This is a genomic window from Erythrobacter sp. S267 (genome assembly GCF_057365045.1).
The window spans coordinates 1,269,801-1,289,708 of the sequence record NZ_CP200298.1; the positions used below are offsets into that span (position 1 = coordinate 1,269,801).

At 60.0% G+C, this 19,908-nt stretch carries 20 protein-coding genes; 16 read left to right on the forward strand and 4 right to left on the reverse strand.

The window, feature by feature from the left end:
- Positions 1-5: 5 nt before the first annotated feature.
- The 9 genes from AC0V6X_RS05905 (at position 6) to AC0V6X_RS05945 (ending at position 8,817) form a co-directional block, all read left to right on the forward strand.
- Positions 6-1,229: a penicillin-binding protein activator gene (locus AC0V6X_RS05905; RefSeq protein ID WP_486183662.1), complete on the forward strand. Its 1,224-nt coding sequence runs from the start codon at positions 6-8 to the stop codon at positions 1,227-1,229.
- A gap of 65 nt (positions 1,230-1,294) precedes the next feature.
- Complete coding sequence (parE, locus tag AC0V6X_RS05910) at positions 1,295-3,283, forward strand: DNA topoisomerase IV subunit B (RefSeq protein WP_486183663.1); 1,989 nt, start codon at positions 1,295-1,297, stop codon at positions 3,281-3,283.
- A complete protein-coding gene (locus tag AC0V6X_RS05915) occupies positions 3,283-3,819 on the forward strand; it encodes a hypothetical protein (RefSeq protein ID WP_486183664.1) in 537 nt (178 codons plus the stop codon). Before parE ends, AC0V6X_RS05915 begins: the two co-directional genes overlap by 1 nt.
- On the forward strand, positions 3,816-4,193 hold the full coding sequence (locus AC0V6X_RS05920; RefSeq protein ID WP_486183665.1) for a hypothetical protein: 378 nt from the start codon (positions 3,816-3,818) through the stop codon (positions 4,191-4,193). The genes AC0V6X_RS05915 and AC0V6X_RS05920 overlap by 4 nt, the downstream gene beginning before the upstream one ends.
- A gap of 30 nt (positions 4,194-4,223) precedes the next feature.
- Positions 4,224-4,760, forward strand: coding sequence for an RNA polymerase sigma factor (locus AC0V6X_RS05925; protein ID WP_486183666.1), 537 nt, complete (start codon positions 4,224-4,226; stop codon positions 4,758-4,760).
- The gene (locus AC0V6X_RS05930; RefSeq protein ID WP_486183667.1) at positions 4,757-5,326 is read left to right on the forward strand and encodes a hypothetical protein; all 570 of its coding nucleotides are present in this window, start codon (positions 4,757-4,759) and stop codon (positions 5,324-5,326) included. Before AC0V6X_RS05925 ends, AC0V6X_RS05930 begins: the two co-directional genes overlap by 4 nt.
- Before the next feature lie 30 nt (positions 5,327-5,356).
- Positions 5,357-6,667, forward strand: a complete 1,311-nt coding sequence (locus AC0V6X_RS05935; protein WP_486183668.1) for a serine hydrolase — start codon at positions 5,357-5,359, stop codon at positions 6,665-6,667.
- 85 nt (positions 6,668-6,752) lie between these two features.
- Positions 6,753-7,619 carry an AAA family ATPase gene (locus tag AC0V6X_RS05940; protein ID WP_486183669.1) on the forward strand — a complete coding sequence of 289 codons (867 nt, stop codon included), beginning with the start codon at positions 6,753-6,755 and terminating at the stop codon, positions 7,617-7,619.
- A gap of 82 nt (positions 7,620-7,701) precedes the next feature.
- A complete protein-coding gene (locus AC0V6X_RS05945) occupies positions 7,702-8,817 on the forward strand; it encodes a hypothetical protein (protein ID WP_486183670.1) in 1,116 nt (371 codons plus the stop codon).
- 19 nt (positions 8,818-8,836) lie between these two features.
- Here AC0V6X_RS05945 and AC0V6X_RS05950 read toward each other — a convergent pair whose 3' ends face one another.
- The gene (locus AC0V6X_RS05950) at positions 8,837-10,249 is read right to left on the reverse strand and encodes a methyl-accepting chemotaxis protein (RefSeq protein ID WP_486183671.1); all 1,413 of its coding nucleotides are present in this window, start codon (positions 10,247-10,249) and stop codon (positions 8,837-8,839) included.
- A 140-nt stretch (positions 10,250-10,389) separates the two neighbouring features.
- Between AC0V6X_RS05950 and AC0V6X_RS05955 the strand changes: the two genes are divergently transcribed.
- Positions 10,390-11,574 (forward strand): vWA domain-containing protein, encoded by a 1,185-nt coding sequence (locus AC0V6X_RS05955; RefSeq protein ID WP_486183672.1) that lies wholly within the window; start codon positions 10,390-10,392, stop codon positions 11,572-11,574.
- A 61-nt stretch (positions 11,575-11,635) separates the two neighbouring features.
- Positions 11,636-12,088, forward strand: a complete 453-nt coding sequence (locus AC0V6X_RS05960) for a hypothetical protein (RefSeq protein WP_486183673.1) — start codon at positions 11,636-11,638, stop codon at positions 12,086-12,088.
- A gap of 76 nt (positions 12,089-12,164) precedes the next feature.
- Here AC0V6X_RS05960 and AC0V6X_RS05965 read toward each other — a convergent pair whose 3' ends face one another.
- Both AC0V6X_RS05965 and AC0V6X_RS05970 read right to left on the reverse strand, forming a co-directional pair.
- Positions 12,165-13,196, reverse strand: coding sequence for a hypothetical protein (locus tag AC0V6X_RS05965; RefSeq protein ID WP_486183674.1), 1,032 nt, complete (start codon positions 13,194-13,196; stop codon positions 12,165-12,167).
- Between the two features lie 33 nt (positions 13,197-13,229).
- Positions 13,230-14,456 carry an exo-beta-N-acetylmuramidase NamZ family protein gene (locus AC0V6X_RS05970; RefSeq protein WP_486183675.1) on the reverse strand — a complete coding sequence of 409 codons (1,227 nt, stop codon included), beginning with the start codon at positions 14,454-14,456 and terminating at the stop codon, positions 13,230-13,232.
- A 98-nt stretch (positions 14,457-14,554) separates the two neighbouring features.
- Here AC0V6X_RS05970 and AC0V6X_RS05975 point away from each other — a divergent pair, with 98 nt between their 5' ends.
- A complete protein-coding gene (locus AC0V6X_RS05975) occupies positions 14,555-15,016 on the forward strand; it encodes a TspO/MBR family protein (RefSeq protein WP_486183676.1) in 462 nt (153 codons plus the stop codon).
- Here the strand turns inward: AC0V6X_RS05975 and AC0V6X_RS05980 are convergent.
- Complete coding sequence (locus AC0V6X_RS05980; RefSeq protein WP_486183677.1) at positions 15,013-15,543, reverse strand: DOMON-like domain-containing protein; 531 nt, start codon at positions 15,541-15,543, stop codon at positions 15,013-15,015. The genes AC0V6X_RS05975 and AC0V6X_RS05980 overlap by 4 nt on opposite strands.
- A gap of 79 nt (positions 15,544-15,622) precedes the next feature.
- Between AC0V6X_RS05980 and tyrS the strand changes: the two genes are divergently transcribed.
- The 4 genes from tyrS to cysK all read left to right on the forward strand — a co-directional run bounded on the left by tyrS (position 15,623) and on the right by cysK (position 19,675).
- On the forward strand, positions 15,623-16,852 hold the full coding sequence (tyrS, locus tag AC0V6X_RS05985) for a tyrosine--tRNA ligase (RefSeq protein WP_486183678.1): 1,230 nt from the start codon (positions 15,623-15,625) through the stop codon (positions 16,850-16,852).
- A 152-nt stretch (positions 16,853-17,004) separates the two neighbouring features.
- Positions 17,005-17,343, forward strand: a complete 339-nt coding sequence (locus tag AC0V6X_RS05990; RefSeq protein ID WP_486183679.1) for a PilZ domain-containing protein — start codon at positions 17,005-17,007, stop codon at positions 17,341-17,343.
- 93 nt (positions 17,344-17,436) lie between these two features.
- A complete protein-coding gene (locus AC0V6X_RS05995) occupies positions 17,437-18,756 on the forward strand; it encodes an MFS transporter (protein ID WP_486185519.1) in 1,320 nt (439 codons plus the stop codon).
- Position 18,757: 1 nt separating this feature from the next.
- Complete coding sequence (gene cysK / locus AC0V6X_RS06000) at positions 18,758-19,675, forward strand: cysteine synthase A (protein WP_486183680.1); 918 nt, start codon at positions 18,758-18,760, stop codon at positions 19,673-19,675.
- Positions 19,676-19,908 lie beyond the last annotated feature (233 nt).

Genomic DNA, 19,908 nt, shown 5'->3' on the forward strand with positions numbered 1-19,908 from the left:
CAAGAATGAAGCTTACGCAATTGGGTACTATTGGGGGAATGTCTGTGATGAAGTCGATGCGCGGTGTCGCAGGCAAGGTGCTGAACCGGCGCAATTTTGTAGTCGGAGCGAGCGCGGCTCTGCTCTCTGCCTGTGCGGTGGTGCCCAAGACGGAGACAGTCTCAACCACGCCAACAACGCCCACGCCTCAGCCCAGCGCAACCAGCATGCCGGGCGACACGTCGCGCCACCGCATCGCGCTGCTTGTGCCTCTGGGGGGAAGCACGGCGGAAGTTGGGCAATCTCTGGCTAACGCGACCACCATGGCGCTGCTCGACACCAATGCGAGCAATCTGCGCATCACCACTTACGACACTTCAAACGGAGCTGGAGCCGCGGCACGTCAGGCGATTGTCGATGGCAACAAGCTGATCCTTGGCCCTCTGATGGCGGAGAATGTGCCCGCCGTGCAGGCTGCTGCGCGCGCTTCGGGCGTGCCCTCGATTGCCTTCACCAACGATTCGACGCGGGCGAGCGCCGATGTGTTCGTAATGGGTCACATCCCAGAACAATCCATCCGCCGCTCGGTCGCCTATGCACGAGCGAACGGGTCGGACCGCTTTGCAGCCCTTTTGCCAGAGGGGGATTATGGCGACCGCTCTTTCTCGGCCTTGCAGAATTCGCTCGGCGATTATGGCGGGACGCTGATCCGGTATGAGCGCTATTCGCGCGGCAACACCTCGATTGTTGGAGCAGCACAACGCCTGCGTCAGAGCGGTGGCTATGACACTGTGCTAATCGCAGACAGCCCGCGCTTGGCCGTGCAGGCAGCCGGTCAAGTCCGAACCGACGGGGCAGAAGGAACTCGTATCCTTGGCACTGAACTGTGGAGCGGCGAGTCTGGCCTAACCCGCACCAATGCGGCGCGCGGTGCCTTGTTCTCCGCTGTCTCCGATGGCCGCTTCCGCCGTTTCTCCGACAGCTACGAAGCGCGCTTTGGCAACAAGCCTTATCGCATCGCGACGCTCGGCTACGATTCCGTCCTCCTCACCCTGCGCATTGCGCGTGATTGGCAGGTCGGCACCGACTTCCCGGTCACGCGCCTCTATGATCGCGGCGGATTCCTGGGCGTGGACGGAGCCTTCCGCTTCAACCGCAGCGGCATTGCCGAGCGCGCTTTGGAGGTTCGCGAGGTGCGTTCTGGACAAGTTGCCACGGTCGAAGCCGCGCCAACCAGTTTTGAGGACTGATATTCGGCGCAAAACCGATTCACTGTCGCTTGTGACGGGGGCGCCTTGCACCCTATGTAAGGGGTATGTCCGAAGACCTGTTTGAAAACACGCCCACATCCAGCGGCGATTACGATAGCTCCTCCATCGAAGTTTTGGAGGGCTTGGAGCCCGTGCGCCGCCGCCCCGGCATGTATATTGGCGGGACCGATGATCGGGCTTTGCACCACCTTGCGGCCGAAGTGCTCGACAACTCGATGGATGAAGCGGTTGCAGGCCATGCGAACCGGATTGAGGTGCGGCTTGAGGAAGGAAACCGGCTGAGCATTTCGGACAATGGCCGCGGCATCCCTGTCGATGAGCATCCCAAATATCCGGGCAAGTCGACGCTGGAGGTGATCCTGTCGACGCTCCACTCGGGCGGCAAGTTTTCCGGCAAAGCCTATGCCACCAGCGGCGGTCTGCACGGCGTCGGGGTCAGCGTAGTCAACGCCCTCTCCAGCCACACGAGGGTTGAGGTGGCGCGCGACAAGCAGCTCTATGCGCAGGAATTCTCGCAGGGACAGACGCTCGGCCCGATTGAAACCGTGGGCGCGGCTCCAAACCGGCGCGGGACAACCGTGACCTTCACACCGGATGAGGAAATCTTCGGCGACCGCAAGTTCAAACCGCACCGCCTGTTCAAGCTCGCCCGCTCCAAGGCCTATCTCTTTGCAGGTGTCGAAATCCGCTGGAAATGCGCGCCCTCGCTCGCATCGGAGGATGTGCCAGAAGAGGCGGTGTTCAAATTCCCCGGCGGCTTGGCCGATCACTTGGCTGAACAAGTGGGCAAGCGCGAATGCGTCACAGCTGAACCCTTTGCTGGCAAGCAGGACTTCCCAGAAAAAGACGGCGTCGGCCAAGGCAGCGTTGAATGGGCGATCGCATGGCCGCTCTATTCCGACGGCTCGACCAGCTGGTATTGTAACACTGTTCCGACCCCTGATGGTGGCACCCACGAACAGGGCGTTCGCGGCGCGCTGACCAAGGGGCTGCGCGCCTTTGGCGAGCTGACCGGCACGAAGAAGGCCAAAGACATCACCGCCGACGACATCATGACTGGCGGCGAGGTGATGCTGTCGGTCTTTATCCGCGACCCGCAATTTCAGTCCCAGACCAAGGACCGCCTGACCTCACCCGAAGCCGCGCGTCTGGTCGAGGCCGCCGTTCGCGACCATTTCGACCACTTCCTCACCGACAATATGGAGCGCGGCAAGGCGCTGCTGGGTGAGGTGATGGAGCGCATGGACGAGCGGCTCCGGCGTAAGCAAGAGCGGGAGATCAAGCGCAAGACCGCGACCAACGCGAAGAAGCTGCGCCTGCCCGGCAAGCTGACCGATTGCTCAGGCGAAGGGGATCGCGAGACCGAGCTGTTCATCGTTGAGGGCGACTCCGCAGGCGGTTCGGCCAAGCAAGCGCGCGACCGCAAGAGCCAAGCGATCCTGCCGATCCGGGGCAAGATCCTGAACGTCGCTTCGGCCAGCGCCGACAAGATCCGCGCCAATTCCGAAATCGCCGACCTGACCCTCGCCATGGGCTGTGGAACACGCAAGGACTGCGATCCTGAGGCTCTGCGCTACGACCGCATCATCATCATGACCGACGCCGACGTTGACGGCGCGCACATCGCGACCCTGCTGATGACCTTCTTCTTCCAGGAGATGACAGAGATTGTCCGCGACGGGCGCCTCTATCTAGCCCAACCACCCCTCTATAAACTGACCGCTGGCAAAGAGAGCCGCTACGCCCAGGACGAAGCGGATCGGGAGAGGCTCGAGAGCACGGTCTTCAAAGGCAAAAAGGTCGATGTCGCCCGTTTCAAAGGCCTCGGCGAAATGAACCCGCAGCAATTGCGTGAGACGACGATGAACCCGGACACGCGCAGTCTCGTGCGGATCACTCTGCCTCAGGAATTCGAGCAGCGCGCCAGCGTCAAGGAGCTGGTCGACCAACTCATGGGCCGCAACCCAGAGCACCGCTTCAACTTCATCCAGAACCGCGCGGGCGAGATGGATAGGGACATGATCGACGCGTGATGCGGTTCGTACCTGCCCTTGGCCTTGGGGGCTTATTGGCCGCAGCTCCTGTTTCCGCACAGGAGGCGCAGTCAACCTACCCGTTCGAACGTTTCGTCGGCGAATGGATGCTCAAAGATGACACGTTCCGCCAGGTTTGGGACGGCGAGACGGTAGAGACGCTCTCCATCCCCGGCCACTACACCAAGTGCGACAAGGTCAACACTGACATGACCATTCTGTGCGAGGTCGATGCGGTTGATTTCGAGGGACACATCCTGTGGGCTTATGACGCCGGTGACGAAACGGTCAGCCATCTCTCGCACTTCGGCACATCCCGGCTGGGCAAAGGAAGGGGGGCATTTAACGAAGAGGGTGACCTCATTCTGGTCGTGCACTTCACCGACGAGCCTGAAGGCACTCTTCGGATATACGCCTATCGCTGGGTGTCCGATAATGAGTATGAGATGATCTCGACCCAATATGACGCAGACGAGAACCCAACCGGCAATTGGTACGGCGGCACCTTCGTCCGCATCGAGAGCGCAGTCGAATGACCGAAGAAGAAAAACCCGAATACCCCAACCCGCGCGAGGAGGACATTTACGCGGGCGATCGGCGTATCTCTCGTCCGGACAGCGCGTTACCGGATTGGTATATCTCAGACGCCAAATACCGCCCCATCCCCATCGCGTGGTTTGCAGCCGCCGTTCTGATTCAGACGGTGCTCATCAGTTTCTTCTGGTATGTCCTTTCCTCGCAAGCAGGATGGCTCACCGTCGTCTTCGCCTCACTCGCTACCGGAGCGGTGTTCCAATGGTCTTGGGCGCGCGGGATCGGCACGGCAGGGCGCGGCTGGCAGATTGCGACCGCCGTGGTGATGGTCTTGCAACTGGCGCTCATCATCATGGGCGTTAGCGACCGTTTGTAAGAAACCCTCGCCCCGTCCGACTATGGGGGTATGACGCAGCCAATCTCTCAGGACGCAGACAGCCTTTATGCCCAAGCCGGGGAGCAATTCGCTCCTGCGCTTGCACGCCTCGCCCGCGCGGTGGAGCGTGATCGGGAGAAGGCGCGCGACCTTGAACAAGAGATGCATTGCGCACTGTGGACCAGCCTCAAACGGTTCAAAGGCGATTGCGCGCTCAAGACTTGGGTGTACCGGGTGGCGCATAATGTCGCAGCGGATCACGTGTCCAAGGCCGTGCGAGGCCCCAAGAAGGTGCCGTTGGAGGAAATCGACGCCCTCCCCGATCCCGCCAGCACCGAAAGCAACGCGGCAGACAGCCTCGTCATGCGTCAAGTCGCAGAGCTGATCCGCACCCTCCCCGCACTCGATGCGCAGACCATTGTGCTGTGGCTGGAGGGGGAGAGCGCCGCTGCTATTTCCGAGATCACCGGCCTGTCACCCGGCGCGGTCGCGACGCGGGTCCACCGCATCAAAGCGCTGCTCGCCGACCATTTCGAAGCCCCTGAACCCCAAGGAGACCCATCATGAACCCCCTTCCAGAATGGCATTCCGCCGCCTCCGACGCGCATTTCAGCAAGCCGAGTGAATGCGCTCAGCGCGCGAGCAAATTCGAGCGCCGCATCCGGTATCGCAACATCCTTGAATATGCCGCCGGAGCACTCGGCATCGTGCTGTTCACAGGAACCGCCATGGGTTCGCTTTCCAAAGGCGAGACGCTGATCGGACTTTCAGCGCTGGCAATCATGGCCGGAATCGTGGTTGTCATGGTCGGCCTCCACCGCCGCGGCAGCAATCTGGAGCGTCGGCCAGAGGACAATTGCCTCACCCATCTGCGGCGCCAATACGAACGCCAGCATGATGCGCTGGCGAGCGTGCCGCTTTGGTATGTCGGACCGATAATGCCGGGGATCGTGCTGTTCTACTTCGCCGTTACAGCCGGTGTGGCGGACAAGATCGGCTGGGCACAGGCGCTGATTGGAATTGCCGGGCCGGCTGCAATCAGCCTGGGAATTCTTGTGGTAGTGCTCCTCGCCAATTGGTGGGGTGCGCGCTCGCTCAAAGCTAAGATTGAGGGGCTGGATAAACTGGCCTAAGCCCGATCACCACACTCGAAAGGTCCCGAAATGAAGCTGTGCGCCCTCCCCGCAATCTGTGCTGCAACCTTGGCACTTGCCGCCCCCCTTTCACCGCTTGAGGCGCAAGCGAGCGGCGAGCAGGTGGAGGTGGAAGAGCAAAGCGCCCTCAAGATGCGCGCGGAACAGGTGGTCGCGGTGGTGAACGGTGAGCTGGAGCCGGAGGAGGTATTCACCGACGGCTTCCTTGCCGCTGTCCCGCCCGAGCAACTCGCCGCCATTTCGCACAGCCTCACCAGCCAGTTTGGAGCGGCCATCGCGGTCGAGGAGCTAGGCAACCCGCAAGGCACCCGCTCCGCCCTCGCCATCCGCATGGAGCGGGCCATTGCGCGCGGTGGGATCGCGATTGATCCGGCGGATGACAACCGCATCAGCGAATTGCTGTTCCAGACCTTTGACCCCATCGATGACAGCTATGCCAAGATCGACGAGGACCTCGACGCGCTGCCAGGTGCCATTGGAGCATGGTTCGGGCCGCTCAATTCAAGCGCACCGATCATCGACATTGATCGCGACTTGCAGATGCCGGTTGGTTCAACCTTTAAACTCTACGTTCTGGCGACCCTTGCCCACGAAATCGCCGAGGGAAAGCGCGCATGGGACGATTTGATCGTCCTTTCCGATATCCGCAGTTATCCCAGCGGCGTGATGCAGGATTGGCCTAAGGATGCACCCGTAACGCTCCATACGCTTGCGAGCATGATGATCTCGGTCAGTGACAACACCGCGACCGATGTGCTGCTGAAGGAGCTCGGCCGCGACGCTGTTTACCAGACAGTACTTGATAGCGGGCACCGTGAGGCCTTGCTCAACAATCCCTTTTTGAGCACGCGTGAGATGTTCCTACTGAAAGCTGGCTCAGCGGAACGGCTGCAATCCTACCGCGATGCATGGCCGGGGGACGAGCGCGCGGCGATCCTTGCGACTCTGGAGGATTCCCCTCTGCCCGCGTCACAAATCGAAGCCGCCTTTTCGCAGGGCCCCATCGCTCTCGACATTGAATGGTTTGCGAGTGCCGAGGATCTTGTGAGGCTGCTGGCTTGGATGCGAGCGACCGCCGATCCCAAGGCTTTCGAGATCATGGCGATCAACACAAATATGCCAACCAGCACGGCGAATAAGTGGGCCTATGCAGGCTACAAAGGCGGTTCCGAACCCGGCGTCCTCAACCTCACCTGGCTGTTGACCGACGATGCGGGAGTGGACCACGCTTTGGTGCTCAGCTGGCGCAATGATGAGGCGAACCTTGACCAGACCGCTCTGGAGCTGATTGCTCAGCGTATTCTAAGCCTCCCGCGCTAGCGCGCACCCTCTTGCACTCCCCCTTGCGTTGGCGCCCTCACCTCCGTATCGCTCGCCATCAAAGATACGTTTTGAAGGGAAACTCATGAGCGACGAGACCGTAGACCAGCGTTTTGAAGGCACCAGCGACTACATCGCCACTGACGATCTGAAGGTCGCGGTGAACGCAGCCGTGATGCTGCGCCGCCCGTTGCTGGTTAAGGGTGAGCCGGGCACGGGTAAGACCGTCCTTGCGCATGAGATTTCCAAAGCCATCGGCGCGCCGCTGATTGAGTGGAACGTCAAGTCCACGACCAAGGCACAGCAAGGCCTCTACGAATACGACGCGGTTGCCCGTCTGCGCGATGGCCAGCTGGGCGAAGAGCGGGTTCACGACATCCGCAACTACATCAAGAAGGGCAAATTGTGGGAGGCCTTCACTTCTGAGCAACTACCCGTCCTGCTGATCGACGAGATCGACAAGGCAGACATCGAATTCCCGAACGACCTCCTGCAAGAGCTCGACCGGATGAGCTTCGACGTTTACGAAACGCAGGAGCGGATTGAGGCGAAGGAACGTCCGATCGTCGTCATCACCTCAAACAACGAGAAAGAGCTGCCCGACGCCTTCCTGCGCCGCTGCTTCTTCCACTACATCAAATTCCCCGACCGCGAGACGATGCAGGACATCATCGAGGTTCACTATCCGGGCATCCAGAAAACGCTGGTGAAGAAGGCGATGGATGTCTTCTACGAACTGCGCGAAGTGCCGGGCCTGAAGAAGAAGCCCTCCACCAGTGAGCTGCTCGATTGGCTCAAACTGCTGCTGAACGAGGATATGCCGCTGGAGGTTCTGCAAGACGCAAACCCCAACAGCGCGATCCCGCCGCTGCACGGCGCACTGCTCAAAAACGAGCAGGACGTGATGATGTTTGAGCGTCTGGCCTTCATGGCACGCCGCAATCCTAGCTGATTGTCTACACTGACAAGCGGACGCTTGCGCTTCATCATGGCAGCCATATAGTCCCCCTATCACTAGGGAGGGGGCCTTTTTCATGTTGCTTCAATCACTTCGCCGTGTTGCCTGCGCGATTGCATTTGCAAGCGGATGTCTGGCGTCGCCACTTAGCGCTCAGCCGGCAGATGTCGAAATTGATGCGAAAGCCACTTGGGAGCATCAATGGAGCGCAATGGAGTTTCCGCCCAGCTTTGGCCCCTTCACCCGCACACGCATCACGGCGTTTGAGGCGAACGAGACGAACATCGCGGCCAACTACACCAACCGCGAAACCGGCACGCTCCTGACGATCTACATCTATCGCCCCGGCAATCCCTCGACAGCGATCTGGTTCGACCGCGCGCTGGTGGCCATCGGAGCGGGAGAGACCGGAGAGAGTGAAGCCTATGGCGAAGTGGACTTGGACGACCTGAAAATCCGCCGCTTCGTACCCAGCGGAGGTTCTGCGCCGAGTGGCCTCTCAGCGGTGATGGCGGTTGAGGGAAGCAATCTGCGCAGCACAGGCGTTGCCATGTATCGCTCTGACCAATGGCTGGTGAAGCTGCGCATCAGCTCGCAAGGTCTGGATGTGCCGCAGATGGACCGCTTCCTGAAAGTCGTCGCCAATGAACTGCCCGCGCTTGCCGGGGTCGAAGAAATGCCCGCGCAGTTTGTGGCGCAATGCGACACACCCTTTGCGGCAGGGGATGCGTCGCAATTCGAAGGTGAGTTGGGCGCGATCGCGCTGGGACAAGCGACAACAATCCTTGCGCTGCAAATCCCCGAGGAGGAGCTGGGGGACGAGGGGCTCTCTGAAATTCGTCCAGACCGTGCCTCGCTCACATATTGCCGCGAGGGCGCGCGTGATCGCCGCTTGAATATCTATCGAACGCAAGGTGATACTTTGGGCTATTCACTGGCGCTGGGCGATGCTGGCGTGAGCGTAGAGGTCTACCCGGACCCGATCGCGATGGAGCTAACCCCGGATAGCGATGCGGTCATTTACGCAGTGCGGACGGCCACTGGCCTCGAATACAGTCTGTTCACACCGTTTGAAGGCTTGCCCAATCTGGATCAGCTGGGCGAAAGCTTGAATGGGCGGGTGATAGCCAAGGTGTCACGCGCACTTGAAGAGGGTGACGGCGGGACGATCAGTCTGGGCGTAACGCCCTGACGCCTGGAACGCCCAAAACCTAAAAACTGTAGGCCAGCTCAAAGTCGCCCCAGCGCTTCCCGTTGATATACATCGGGATATAGATGTTGCGCACGACGCTGTAATTCTCGCCATCGCCTTCCTGACGGTAGACCGCCATCATGTAAGGCGCAGTGCTCGCCTTGGCAGCGACGTCAACGCCTTCAAAAAGAATGCGACCATTGCGGCAATATTTGGTGTCGTGGGTCAGATCGCCCGTAGGCTCACGTGACATCCGCGTCAGGTGCGTCGGCAAATAGCCCTTCGTGTCCGTACAGGCCGCCGCGATTGCATTGGGGTGATCATTCTCGGCTGCGTCCAGCATCGGACGCCAAATCCTGTCTGCCCAATTCATCAGCTTGTTGCGGAAGCGCGGCGGATTGCTGCCTTCGATGGGTTGATAGTCCTGATCGAACAGCGCTGCCTCGTTGATCTCGCCTTTGGCCAAGGCTTCTTCGGCAACTTTTGCGAACTTTTGGGCTTGGCTCTGAGCCAGTTCCACCATCGCGCTGTCCTGCGGGCTGAGTCCGGCTTGAACGAGCGAGTCGAACATCGAGCTTGCCGTCAATTCCAGCTCATTCACCCGCTTGTGACCGATCTCGAGTTGAGCCTCATTGGCGCGCGCCGCCTCGTCAAAGCTGGTGAGCACACCTTGAACCTTGTCGACATGGCTGCTGATCGTGCTGGTCGCGCGGGCGATGACATCGTTTTGCTTATCGACCTCAACGACCAACCCGCTGACGCTGGACATGGTCGTCTCAATGCGTGCGATGGATTCTTTGGCCTTGCCGCTCGCGACAGAGCCTTCTTCGATCCGCCCGATGACCGTCGCCGCTTCCTCGCCCAGATTGTCGATGGTCGCAGCGATTTCTTCGGTGGCCTTGCGCGTGTCGTTGGCCAGGCTCTTCACCTCGCTCGCCACCACGGCGAAGGTCTTGCCCGCCTCGCCTGCACGCATCGCTTCGATGGTGGCGTTAAGGGCAAGGATGTTGGTGGTCTCGGCAATGTCCTCAATGTCCATCGCGCTGCGCTTCACCTGGTCCATCGCGGCGGAGAAGCTGGTGACGTGCTGGCCCAAAGCATCGACCAGCTCGAGTAGATTGCTGATCTGGCCTAGCGAGGATTCAATCAGAGATGTCCCCTCGCCCAGTCGCTCAATCGCGCGTTCGGACAGCAGACGCGCTTCATCGCTGGCCTCAGCCACTTTGGTTTGATCTTCTTCCAGAGCGGTGACCGTGCCGCGCAGGGCCTCGTGCTCTTCACGCAGGACCTCGGAGGAGCGAATTACCTTCTCGACAATTCCTGCCACATCCGTGCAGCCTACCGTGACTGTCCCGCACTGCTCCGGAATCGCGTCGAGCGGGCTGGCGCCTTCGCTAGAGATTGCGTTGGTATCGATGACGGTGTGCTTCATGGTCTTATCGCGTCCCCTGTGTGCATCCGTCCTACCTGCGATATGGTTAGCGAAGGTTTAAGGGAGAGACCTTGAAAACGGCTTTTTTGGCAGAATTGTGGGGGCTAGAAAGCGTTGCAAAAGCAGACTAGACCAAGACCATGTTTTTCAACTTCATGGACGAGCTGCGCGATGCCGGCATCGGCGCAAGCTTCAAGGAACACCTCACCCTGCTTGAGGCGCTCGACAAGGACGTGATCGAGCAGACGCCAGAGGCGTTCTATTACCTTGCGCGCACCACCTTCGTGAAAGACGAAGGGATGCTCGATAAATTCGATCAAGTGTTCCACAAAGTCTTCAAAGGCGTGCTGACCGACTACGGTCAGAACCCGGTCGATATTCCTGAGGATTGGCTGAAAGCCGTCGCCGAAAAGTTCCTCTCCGAAGAGGAAATGGCCGAGATTGAGAAGCTGGGCGATTGGGACGAGCTGATGGAAAAGCTCAAGGAGCGCCTCGCCGAACAGGAAAAGCGCCACGAGGGCGGAAACAAATGGATCGGCACGGGCGGCACCTCCCCCTTTGGCAATTCAGGCTACAACCCTGAAGGCGTGCGGATCGGCGGGGAGAGCAAGCACAAGCGCGCGGTCAAGGTGTGGGAGAAGAGGGACTTCAAGAACCTCGACAACACCAAGGAGCTTGGCACCCGCAACATCAAGATGGCGCTGCGCCGTCTGCGCCGCTTCGCCCGCGAAGGCGCTCAGGATCAGCTCGACCTTGATGCAACGATTGACGGGACAGCCAAGCAAGGCTGGCTCGACATTCACATGCGCGCTGAGCGGCGCAATGCGGTGAAGCTGCTGCTGTTCCTCGACGTGGGCGGGTCAATGGATCCCTTCATCAAGCTATGCGAGGAGCTGTTCAGCGCCGCCACGGCCGAATTCAAGAATATGGAGTTCTTCTACTTCCACAACTGCCTCTACGAAGGCGTGTGGAAGGACAACAAGCGCCGCTGGCAGGAACGCACCAAGACCTGGGACGTGCTCCACAAATACGGGCATGACTACAAGGTGATCTTCGTCGGCGATGCCGCGATGAGCCCCTATGAAATCACCCATGCCGGCGGCAGTGTCGAGCATATGAACGAAGAAGCCGGCGCGCTATGGATGAAGCGCGTGACTGATACCTATCCGGCGACCGTATGGCTCAACCCCGTGCCCGAAAAGCAATGGGGCTATTCGCAGTCGACGAAAATCATCAAGGAACTGGTCAACGACCGCATGTACGGCCTGACGCTGGATGGTCTGGATGACGCAATGCGGGAGCTCAGCCGCAAGCAGGGGCATTGAGCCGAACTGGAAAAGCCCGCCTAATTCTGCTATTGCCGCAACGGTTTTTATGGAGTGTCTCATGCGAGTTATTCTTGTCCCAGTCGCGGCACTGGCTCTGATCGGTGCCACCGAAGAAGGCGCACCTGCAGTCGAAACGGTGGACCGCGCCTCTGATTTTGAAGCCCCTACCCCCGAATTGCCCGTTCAAGATGGCGAAGCGGAACTGACCGCACTGATGCCTGAGGAACTGCGTCAGGAGCCATCTTGTAGAGACACGCTCACTCTGGCTGATCTGGATGCTGGGCTTGTATCGCCACCGCCATCGCCGCAAGGTTCGCTTCGTTTTGAAAGAGAGCCTGCGTCGCCGGAAAGGCCTTACTTGATCTATGCAGTCGACCGGCGGCAAGACGGGTGTTCGTACATGGTAATGATGGGCGACCGCGAAGACATCCGCCCCCTGCCACTTCCGATGGAACGGCCGATGACCCGATTGTCAGCGGTGACTGAGGACGAAGCCGAGACGGGACAATAAGGCCGGGGCTCTGTGGATGAAGCGATGCGCGAGCTGGGCCGGAAACAGGGGCATTGAGCGCATTGCCCAACCCAAGTCAGCAATAGACATTCACATTCACGCCAAAGCCCTCACTGATTGCCACCGTGCAGAACTCGGCATCGTTGGGAATCGAGAATCTTCCACTGTAGCTGCGAACGTCGGAGCCACCCGAACCCCCAATCCACCTTGCATCATTTGTGTAAGTGAACTGGTATGAACCACCGACGCAGTTGTCTGATACACCGTAAAAGCTGACTGTATTCCCGCTGTTACGATCTTCGAACACGCCGCTCGGACCGCTCATAGAAATAGACGGGTCATTGTCTGGTCCAGGGCCGTCAAAGCTGAATGTCACGAATTCGCTACATGCCCGCTGCACGGGTGGGGAGCTGACATAGCCTTGGTCCGAACCAGAACCGCTTTCGCTATTCGCGCTTGTGTAATCTAGGTATTCTTGGACACATCCATCAAGCGCTTCTGGTTCAATGTAACGGACATGATCCTTGTCCTCTTCGCCGATCCCGTTGATTTGAATTCGCGCAATGCCATCATATGGAGGCATCAGGCCAGTGGACCTCACGCGCTCGACTTCGTCACTTTCAGAATAGTATACAGGGTCACTGCTGTCATAAGCGGTTTCATAAACGGGGAAGCGCCCATTCCCGCTGACGGCCGGATAGATGCCCTTGCAAACATCGAGCATGATGTCGTCAGGGGTCCCCTGGACGAAGTCGGGGAATTCCCCGCCATTGAATATATATTTCCCAATAAGCGGGTCCATGTCCTGCGGATTGGAGGCAGTGAAGCGAAGCCAGCCCTCATGTCCTGCGACCCGTTCAAGATGGACCGACTCTCCGACCGAGACCATATCATCCGGAATTGTTTCGAAGGTAGGAGCAGAACCGTCCGATAAGTCATCGGGATGAGAATACACTGCAGTCTCATTCGAAAGTGCGTAGCGGATGAACTCCTCGCCGTCGGCGAGCGGCTCCCCCGTCTCGCTTTCAGCGGTCTCAACCGCTGGCTCGGCGCAGGACGCGGTCACTAAAGCTGGAATGCAAACGATTGAAACAAAGACTTTTTTCATCGAACACCTCCGGTCGAGGAATACTTGGCCAGATCAATAAAGCAACCACCCCTTCACCGCCTGCACCCAGGCCATCTCGTCCGCTGCGGTCTTCGCTTCGAGCTTGTCCGGCCCGGCTGAGGTATCATCGACCCACTCTCGCAATCCCGGACCGCCGTTGATCACGTCGATTGCGAGGCGGTCGAGTTCGTACTCATAGGGAAAATCGCGCCACAGATCGTAGTCGGGATAGAGCCGTCGGATCGCTTTGAAGGCGAGCGCCTGCATCCGCCAAGGTTTGAATGCCCCATGATCGTAATCCGGGCCTTCTGCGTGCAACATCAATGCATTGCAGAGCTTTCCTGCGTGTTTATGGAAGGTCGGCTCGAACCAGCAATCGCGCATTTTGACGCCAGCGCACCATTCCGGCGCGAAGGAGAGCATCTCTGCGGCCACGGCTTTGGCATCGATGTCGGGGGCTCCGAACAGGACCTCCAATGGCCGCGTGGTCCCGCGGCCCTCTGACAAAGTGGTCCCTTCCAGCATCACGGTGCCGGCATAGCAGCGTGCCATATTGACGCTGGCGGCGTTGGGCGAAGGGTTGATCCAGATGCGCTCTGACGGCCAGCCATAGCCGCTTGCGACCTCTGGTCCACCGGCGTCAGGCTGCCAACCTTCCATCGCCACGACTTTGTAGGCGACGTCGAGGCCCATCTGCTCGATGAAGACGTGGCCCATCTCACCCATAGTGAGGCCGTGGCGCATCGGCATCGGCATCGCGCCGACAAAGCTCTCCTGCCCCGGCTCCAGCATCAATCCCTCAACCGGGCGGCCTGCCGGGTTCGGGCGGTCCAGCACCCACACCTCTTTGCCCGATTTCGCTGCTTCCTCAATTAGATAGAGCAGAGTCGTCACAAAGGTGTAGATGCGGCAGCCAAGGTCCTGCAAGTCGAACAGGAACACATCCGCGCTGCTCATCATCTGCCCCGTCGGGCGGCGCACTTCGCCATAAAGCGAGAACACCGGGATGCCGTATTGCGGGTCAATCTCGTCCCGCGTCTCGACCATATTGTCCTGCTTGTCGCCCTTCAGCCCGTGCTGCGGGCCAAAGGCGCTGGTCACATTCACCCCCGCCCCAATCAGCGCGTCAAGGCTGTGGGTGAGGTCAGCGGTAACACTCGCCGGATGGGCAACCAAAGCGACGCGGCGCGATTTGAGCTCACCGAGCAGCGCCTCGTCGGCGAGCAGGCGGTCGATGCCGAATTGAACATTTGCAGTCATGTTTGCCGAGGTGGCGCAGCTCAATCGCAAAGGCAATTGCTTTTGTGCCGCTACTCCCTACCTGTTGATACATGGAAATTGAATGGACCCCCGCCATCGTGGCCGCGCTCTGGGCGATAGTGCTCGGCGGAGCAGGTGGTGTGCTGACCGATGTCGGCGAGTGGTATCGCAATCTCAAAAAGCCCAGCTGGCAGCCACCTGACTGGCTGTTCGGCCCGGCTTGGACGGTTATTCTGGGATTGGCTGGATGGAGCTTTTACCGCGCTTGGGTGGCCGCGCCCGACGCGCTCCCGGTCATCGCAAGCCTGTTCGCGGTGAACTTCGTGCTGCATTTCTTGTGGTCGCCGCTGTTCTTCAAATGGAAGCGGCCTGACCTCGCGCTCTATGAAAACGTGCTGCTGTGGCTCTCGGTCCTGTCACTGGTGGTCGTGATCCCGCTCTATGACGGGCTCTCGCTATGGCTGCTCGCACCCTATCTCGCGTGGGTAAGCTTTGCGTGGGTGCTCAACTGGAAGGTCGTGCAGCTCAACCGACCCTTCGGCCAAGAACTCTCGCGCTAATCTCGATCAACGATAACCTCACGACACGCCTCGGAGTGGAACTCCGCCTTGCCCGGCGGGAATGCCAGCGCCCAATATTGCAAACCGCCGTCCTGATGCTCGACAATAGCGTTCAAAGCGACCTGCGCGGGCGTCGGCAACTCGGCTGCAATCGCGACTTTCAGGACCAGCTCGCCCTGCCCGTTCGCATTATTGTGCGAGCACGCCAGACTGATCGCATCGACGGGGGCATCGCGCATGCCCTCCCGGAAGCTGTCGAAGTCATAGGCCGCCCAGCGCCCTGAGGGTGAGAGGTTGAACTCGCGGTAACCGGTCCCGCCAATGGGTTGCCAGAAAATCTCGAAACAGGTCGTCTTCCACAGATCATCCGTCCGCACAGACGGTCCGCGTTCGGGCAACACAATCGAGCCAACGCCGCCATCAAGTCGAAACTCCGCCTCGCATCCGGTGGAGGTGGCTTTGATATCAGCGGTCACGGCCTTGATCGGGCCGAGGTCGCAAGTGCGGTGGAGCATAAGTGGACGCATGCCGCACGCTATTGCTCACCACACAGGCTCTCGCAAGGACTAGCAGCGCCGCGTCCACGCTGTTAAGCGCCTCCCCACTATGTCTGCATACGAATCCGATTTGCTGCGCCTGCTTGAGGAACGCGGCTACATCCACCAAGTGACCGACCCCGGCGCGCTCGACCAGCTCGCCGCTAAACAGGTCGTGCCCGGATATATCGGCTTCGATGCGACCGCACCTTCCTTGCATATCGGCTCTCTGGTGCAGATCATGATGCTGCGCCGGCTCCAGCAAGCGGGTCACAAGCCTATCGTCGTGATGGGTGGCGGGACGACCAAGATTGGCGATCCGTCCGGCAAGGATGAGAGCCGCCAGATGCTCACGCCCGAGGGGATCGACGCCAATATCGCCTCGATCCGCACGGTGTTCGAGCGGCTGCTGACTTTCGGAGACGGTCCCACCGATGCGGTGATGGTCAACAATGATGAGTGGCTTTCGAAGCTCGGCTATATTGAGCTGCTGCGCGATGTCGGCCCGCACTTCACCGTCAACCGCATGCTGACCTTCGATTCGGTCAAATTGCGCCTCGACCGAGAGCAGCCGCTGACTTTCCTCGAATTCAACTACATGATCCTCCAGGCCTATGATTTCCTGGAGCTGGCGCGTCGGTATGAGTGCCGCTTGCAGATGGGCGGAAGCGATCAGTGGGGCAATATCGTCAACGGCATGGAGCTGGGCCGCCGGATGGAAGGGCACGAGCTGTTCGGCCTGACGACGCCGCTGCTGACCACTGCTGACGGCGCGAAGATGGGCAAGACCGCCGCGGGAGCCGTGTGGCTTAACGACGACATGCTGCCCGCCTATGACTTCTGGCAATATTGGCGCAACGCCGATGACCGCGATGTGGGCCGCTTCCTGAAGCTGTTTACGGACCTGCCGCTGGATGAGATCGCCCGTTTGGAAGCGCTTGAAGGCGCAGCGATCAACGATGCCAAGGTGATCCTCGCCAACGAAGTCACGAAGTTGGTGCGCGGTGAGGAAGCTGCCAAAGCCGCCGAGGCCACCGCACGCGAAACCTTCGCAGGCGGCGGTGCGGGGGAAGATCTGCCCACTCTCAGCGTAGGCGCAGAAGGCATGCGTATCGGCGCAGTCCTGACCGAGATCGGCTTCACTGCCTCCAACGGAGAGGCCAAGCGCAAGCTGGCTGAAGGCGCGGTCAAGATTGACGGTGAAACGATCAAAGAACCCGGCCACCTTGTGCTGCCCGATGAAGGCGCGACGCTGAAGCTCAGCCTCGGCAAGAAAAAGCACGGTCTCGTCACGCGTTAGGTTACCCGGCTACCGCTCCTGACAAGCCAAAGCGACAAGCTGCCTTGCCCTCGCGGTGAGGTGCTGCACCGGCTTTACCAATTATCAGCCTTTACGCGGCATTACTGTGCAGACCCGTTGTGGGCCTAAGAAGTATTGGAGGTCGAAGAGCCGTGTCATCCGGAGCAAACCTAAGCGTAACTGACATGCGCCGCGCTGCGCGTCATCCGGTCGATTTCCCGGTTATCGTCGAGCATTTCGTGCACGGCGACCTGAGCCTTCACGTCAGCAACCTGTCCGCTCACGGCTTCATGGTCGACAATGCGGAGAAACTCTCCCGCGGCGACCGCGTCATCATCCGCCTGCCAATCGTGGGCCGGATCGAAGCTTATGTGATCTGGACCCGCGACGAACGCGCTGGCTTCCAGTTTGAGCGGATCATTCGTCTGGACGATTTTGTTGCGATCATCGACACGCTCCAACCCAATCCACGCCTGCGCAAAGGGCGCTAGGGGACGACCGGGGCGAAGCTGAGCTTCACCGACAATTAGCACCACTCGCTTGGCAGCACTGCTTGTGCCTGCCATGGCGCTCCCGTGAGCGATATCGAGACAACAAGCACGCCTGAGTCCCACCCTTTCCGGGTCCACAATTTCCGCTGCTATTGGCTAAGCCGTCTGGCGATGACGCTGGCGCAGTACGCCATGCTGCTGATCATCGGGTGGCAGACCTACAACATCGCGCGCGATGGCGGCATGACCATTGCGGAGGCTTCGGGCCAGCTGGCGCTCATTGGCCTCTTGCAATTCCTGCCCCTGTTTGTGCTGACGCCGTTTTCAGGCTTGGCCGCAGACCGCTTTGACCGGCGAGCCCTCGCGCGGCTTACGGTTTTTGGACAATTGCTATGCGCCGCAGCTTTGGGATGGGCGACCTATGACGGAAGCATCTCGCTCCCCATCCTATACGCCGTCGCAATTGTGCTTGGCATCGTGCGCGGATTCGCAGGGCCAGCGCTCTCCGCCCTCGCCCCCAACCTTGTGCCCAAGGCGATCCTGCCCACCGCCATCGCGTTGTCCTCCATCGCCTGGCAGGTCGGAATGATCGGAGGGCCTGCTTTGGGTGGCTACCTCTACGCCATAGAGCCTGCCCTGCCCTATGCGGTCGCGACCGGGCTGTTCGTCATCTCCATGATCGCGCTCAGCGTCATCGGCAAAGTTCCGCAACCTGCCGTGCGCAAGGATCAGCGCCCCATCGGAGCCATCGTCGACGGAGCGCGCTATGTCGTGCAGAACAAGATGGTGCTGGGTGCGATCACGCTCGACCTCTTTGCCGTCTTCCTAGCAGGCGCAACCGCGCTTTTCCCTGTCTACGCCCGCGACATTTTGCAGGTCGGCGAGACCGGTCTCAGCCAACTCGCCATGGCACCTGCTGTCGGAGCGGCCATCACTGCTGCATGGTTCTCCTTCCGCCCGATTGAGAGCAATGTTGGCCCCAAGATGCTGTGGGCGGTCGGGATATTCGGGATCGCCACGATTGTCTTCGGCCTCTCGACTTCGATGCCACTCAGCCTTGCAATGCTGTTCATCGTCGGAGCGGCCGATATGTTCAGCGTCTATATCCGCCAATCCCTGATCCAGCTCCACACGCCCGATGACAAGCGCGGGCGGGTGTCCTCGGTCTCGCTGCTCACCATCAGCGCGTCGAACGAAGGGGGCGATTTCTTCTCCGGCACCCTCGCCTTCCTCATCGGCCCCGCAGCCGCAGTTGTCGCAGGCGGCGTGGGCGCGATTGTAACCGTTCTCGCTTGGAGCCGAATATTCCCTGTATTGCGGACAACGAAGACCTTCGATCCGCCCGATCATCTGCTAGAAGAAGAGCCAACGCAGTCCGAAGAGACTCGCACAGACAAATCCCAGGAGGCCTGACATGAAAGCTGCCAACATTCTTGAGACCATCGGCAACACCCCGCACATCCGTCTTGCGCGCCTGTTTCCCGATCACGAAGTCTGGCTGAAGTCGGAGCGCTCCAATCCCGGCGGATCGATCAAGGACCGCATCGCGCTGGCCATGGTCGAGGATGCTGAAGCCAAGGGGCTGCTCGGCCCCGGCGGCACTATCGTTGAGCCCACCAGCGGCAACACCGGTATCGGCCTTGCCATGGTCGCCGCAGTCAAGGGCTACAAGCTGATCCTTGTCATGCCGGAAAGCATGTCGATTGAGCGCCGGCGACTGATGCTCGCCTATGGCGCGAGCTTCGACCTCACGCCCAAGGAAAAGGGCATGAAAGGCGCCATCGAACGCGCAACCGAGATCGTCAACACCAAGGGCGCATGGATGCCGAGCCAGTTCGACAATGGCGCCAACCCCGCGGTCCACGCGCGCACCACTGCGCAGGAAATCCTCTCCGACTTCGCCGATGATCCAGTGGACGTGATGATCACTGGCGTCGGCACAGGCGGTCACCTGACGGGTTGTGCGGAGGAGATGAAGAAGAGCTGGCCCGGCATGAAAGCCTATGCGGTCGAGCCCGCCGCCTCCCCCGTCATCAATGGCGGAGAACCTGGCCCTCACCCGATTCAGGGCATCGGCGCAGGCTTCATCCCCGGCAACTTGCACACCGATGCGATTGACGGCGCGATCAAGGTCGATGCTGAAGATGCAAAGGAAATGGCCCGCCGTGCAGCGCGCGAAGAAGGCATGCTGATCGGCATCTCCTCGGGCGCGACCCTCGCCGCCATCGCACAAAAGCTGCCGGAGCTCGCCGCAGGCACCCGCGTGCTTGGCTTCAATTATGACACGGGCGAGCGCTATCTTTCGGTGCCGGACTTCCTGCCGGTGGAATAGCACCTACTCTTAGGGGCAGCGGTCTGTTTCCGCGCACCCCTATTACGCCGTTCATATTCACGCCAATGGGTTGTCCAATTTTGGGACTACGGGCCCGCATACGCGGAATCCGCTAGACTCCCTCGCAGGGACAACTAGTATTTAGTTAACGACTCGTTAAGTCGTTGATGGGTGCCGGCAAGCTTTGAAAGTTTGCTCATTCCGGTGTTGCAGCCGGACAGTTTGGGGGAAAT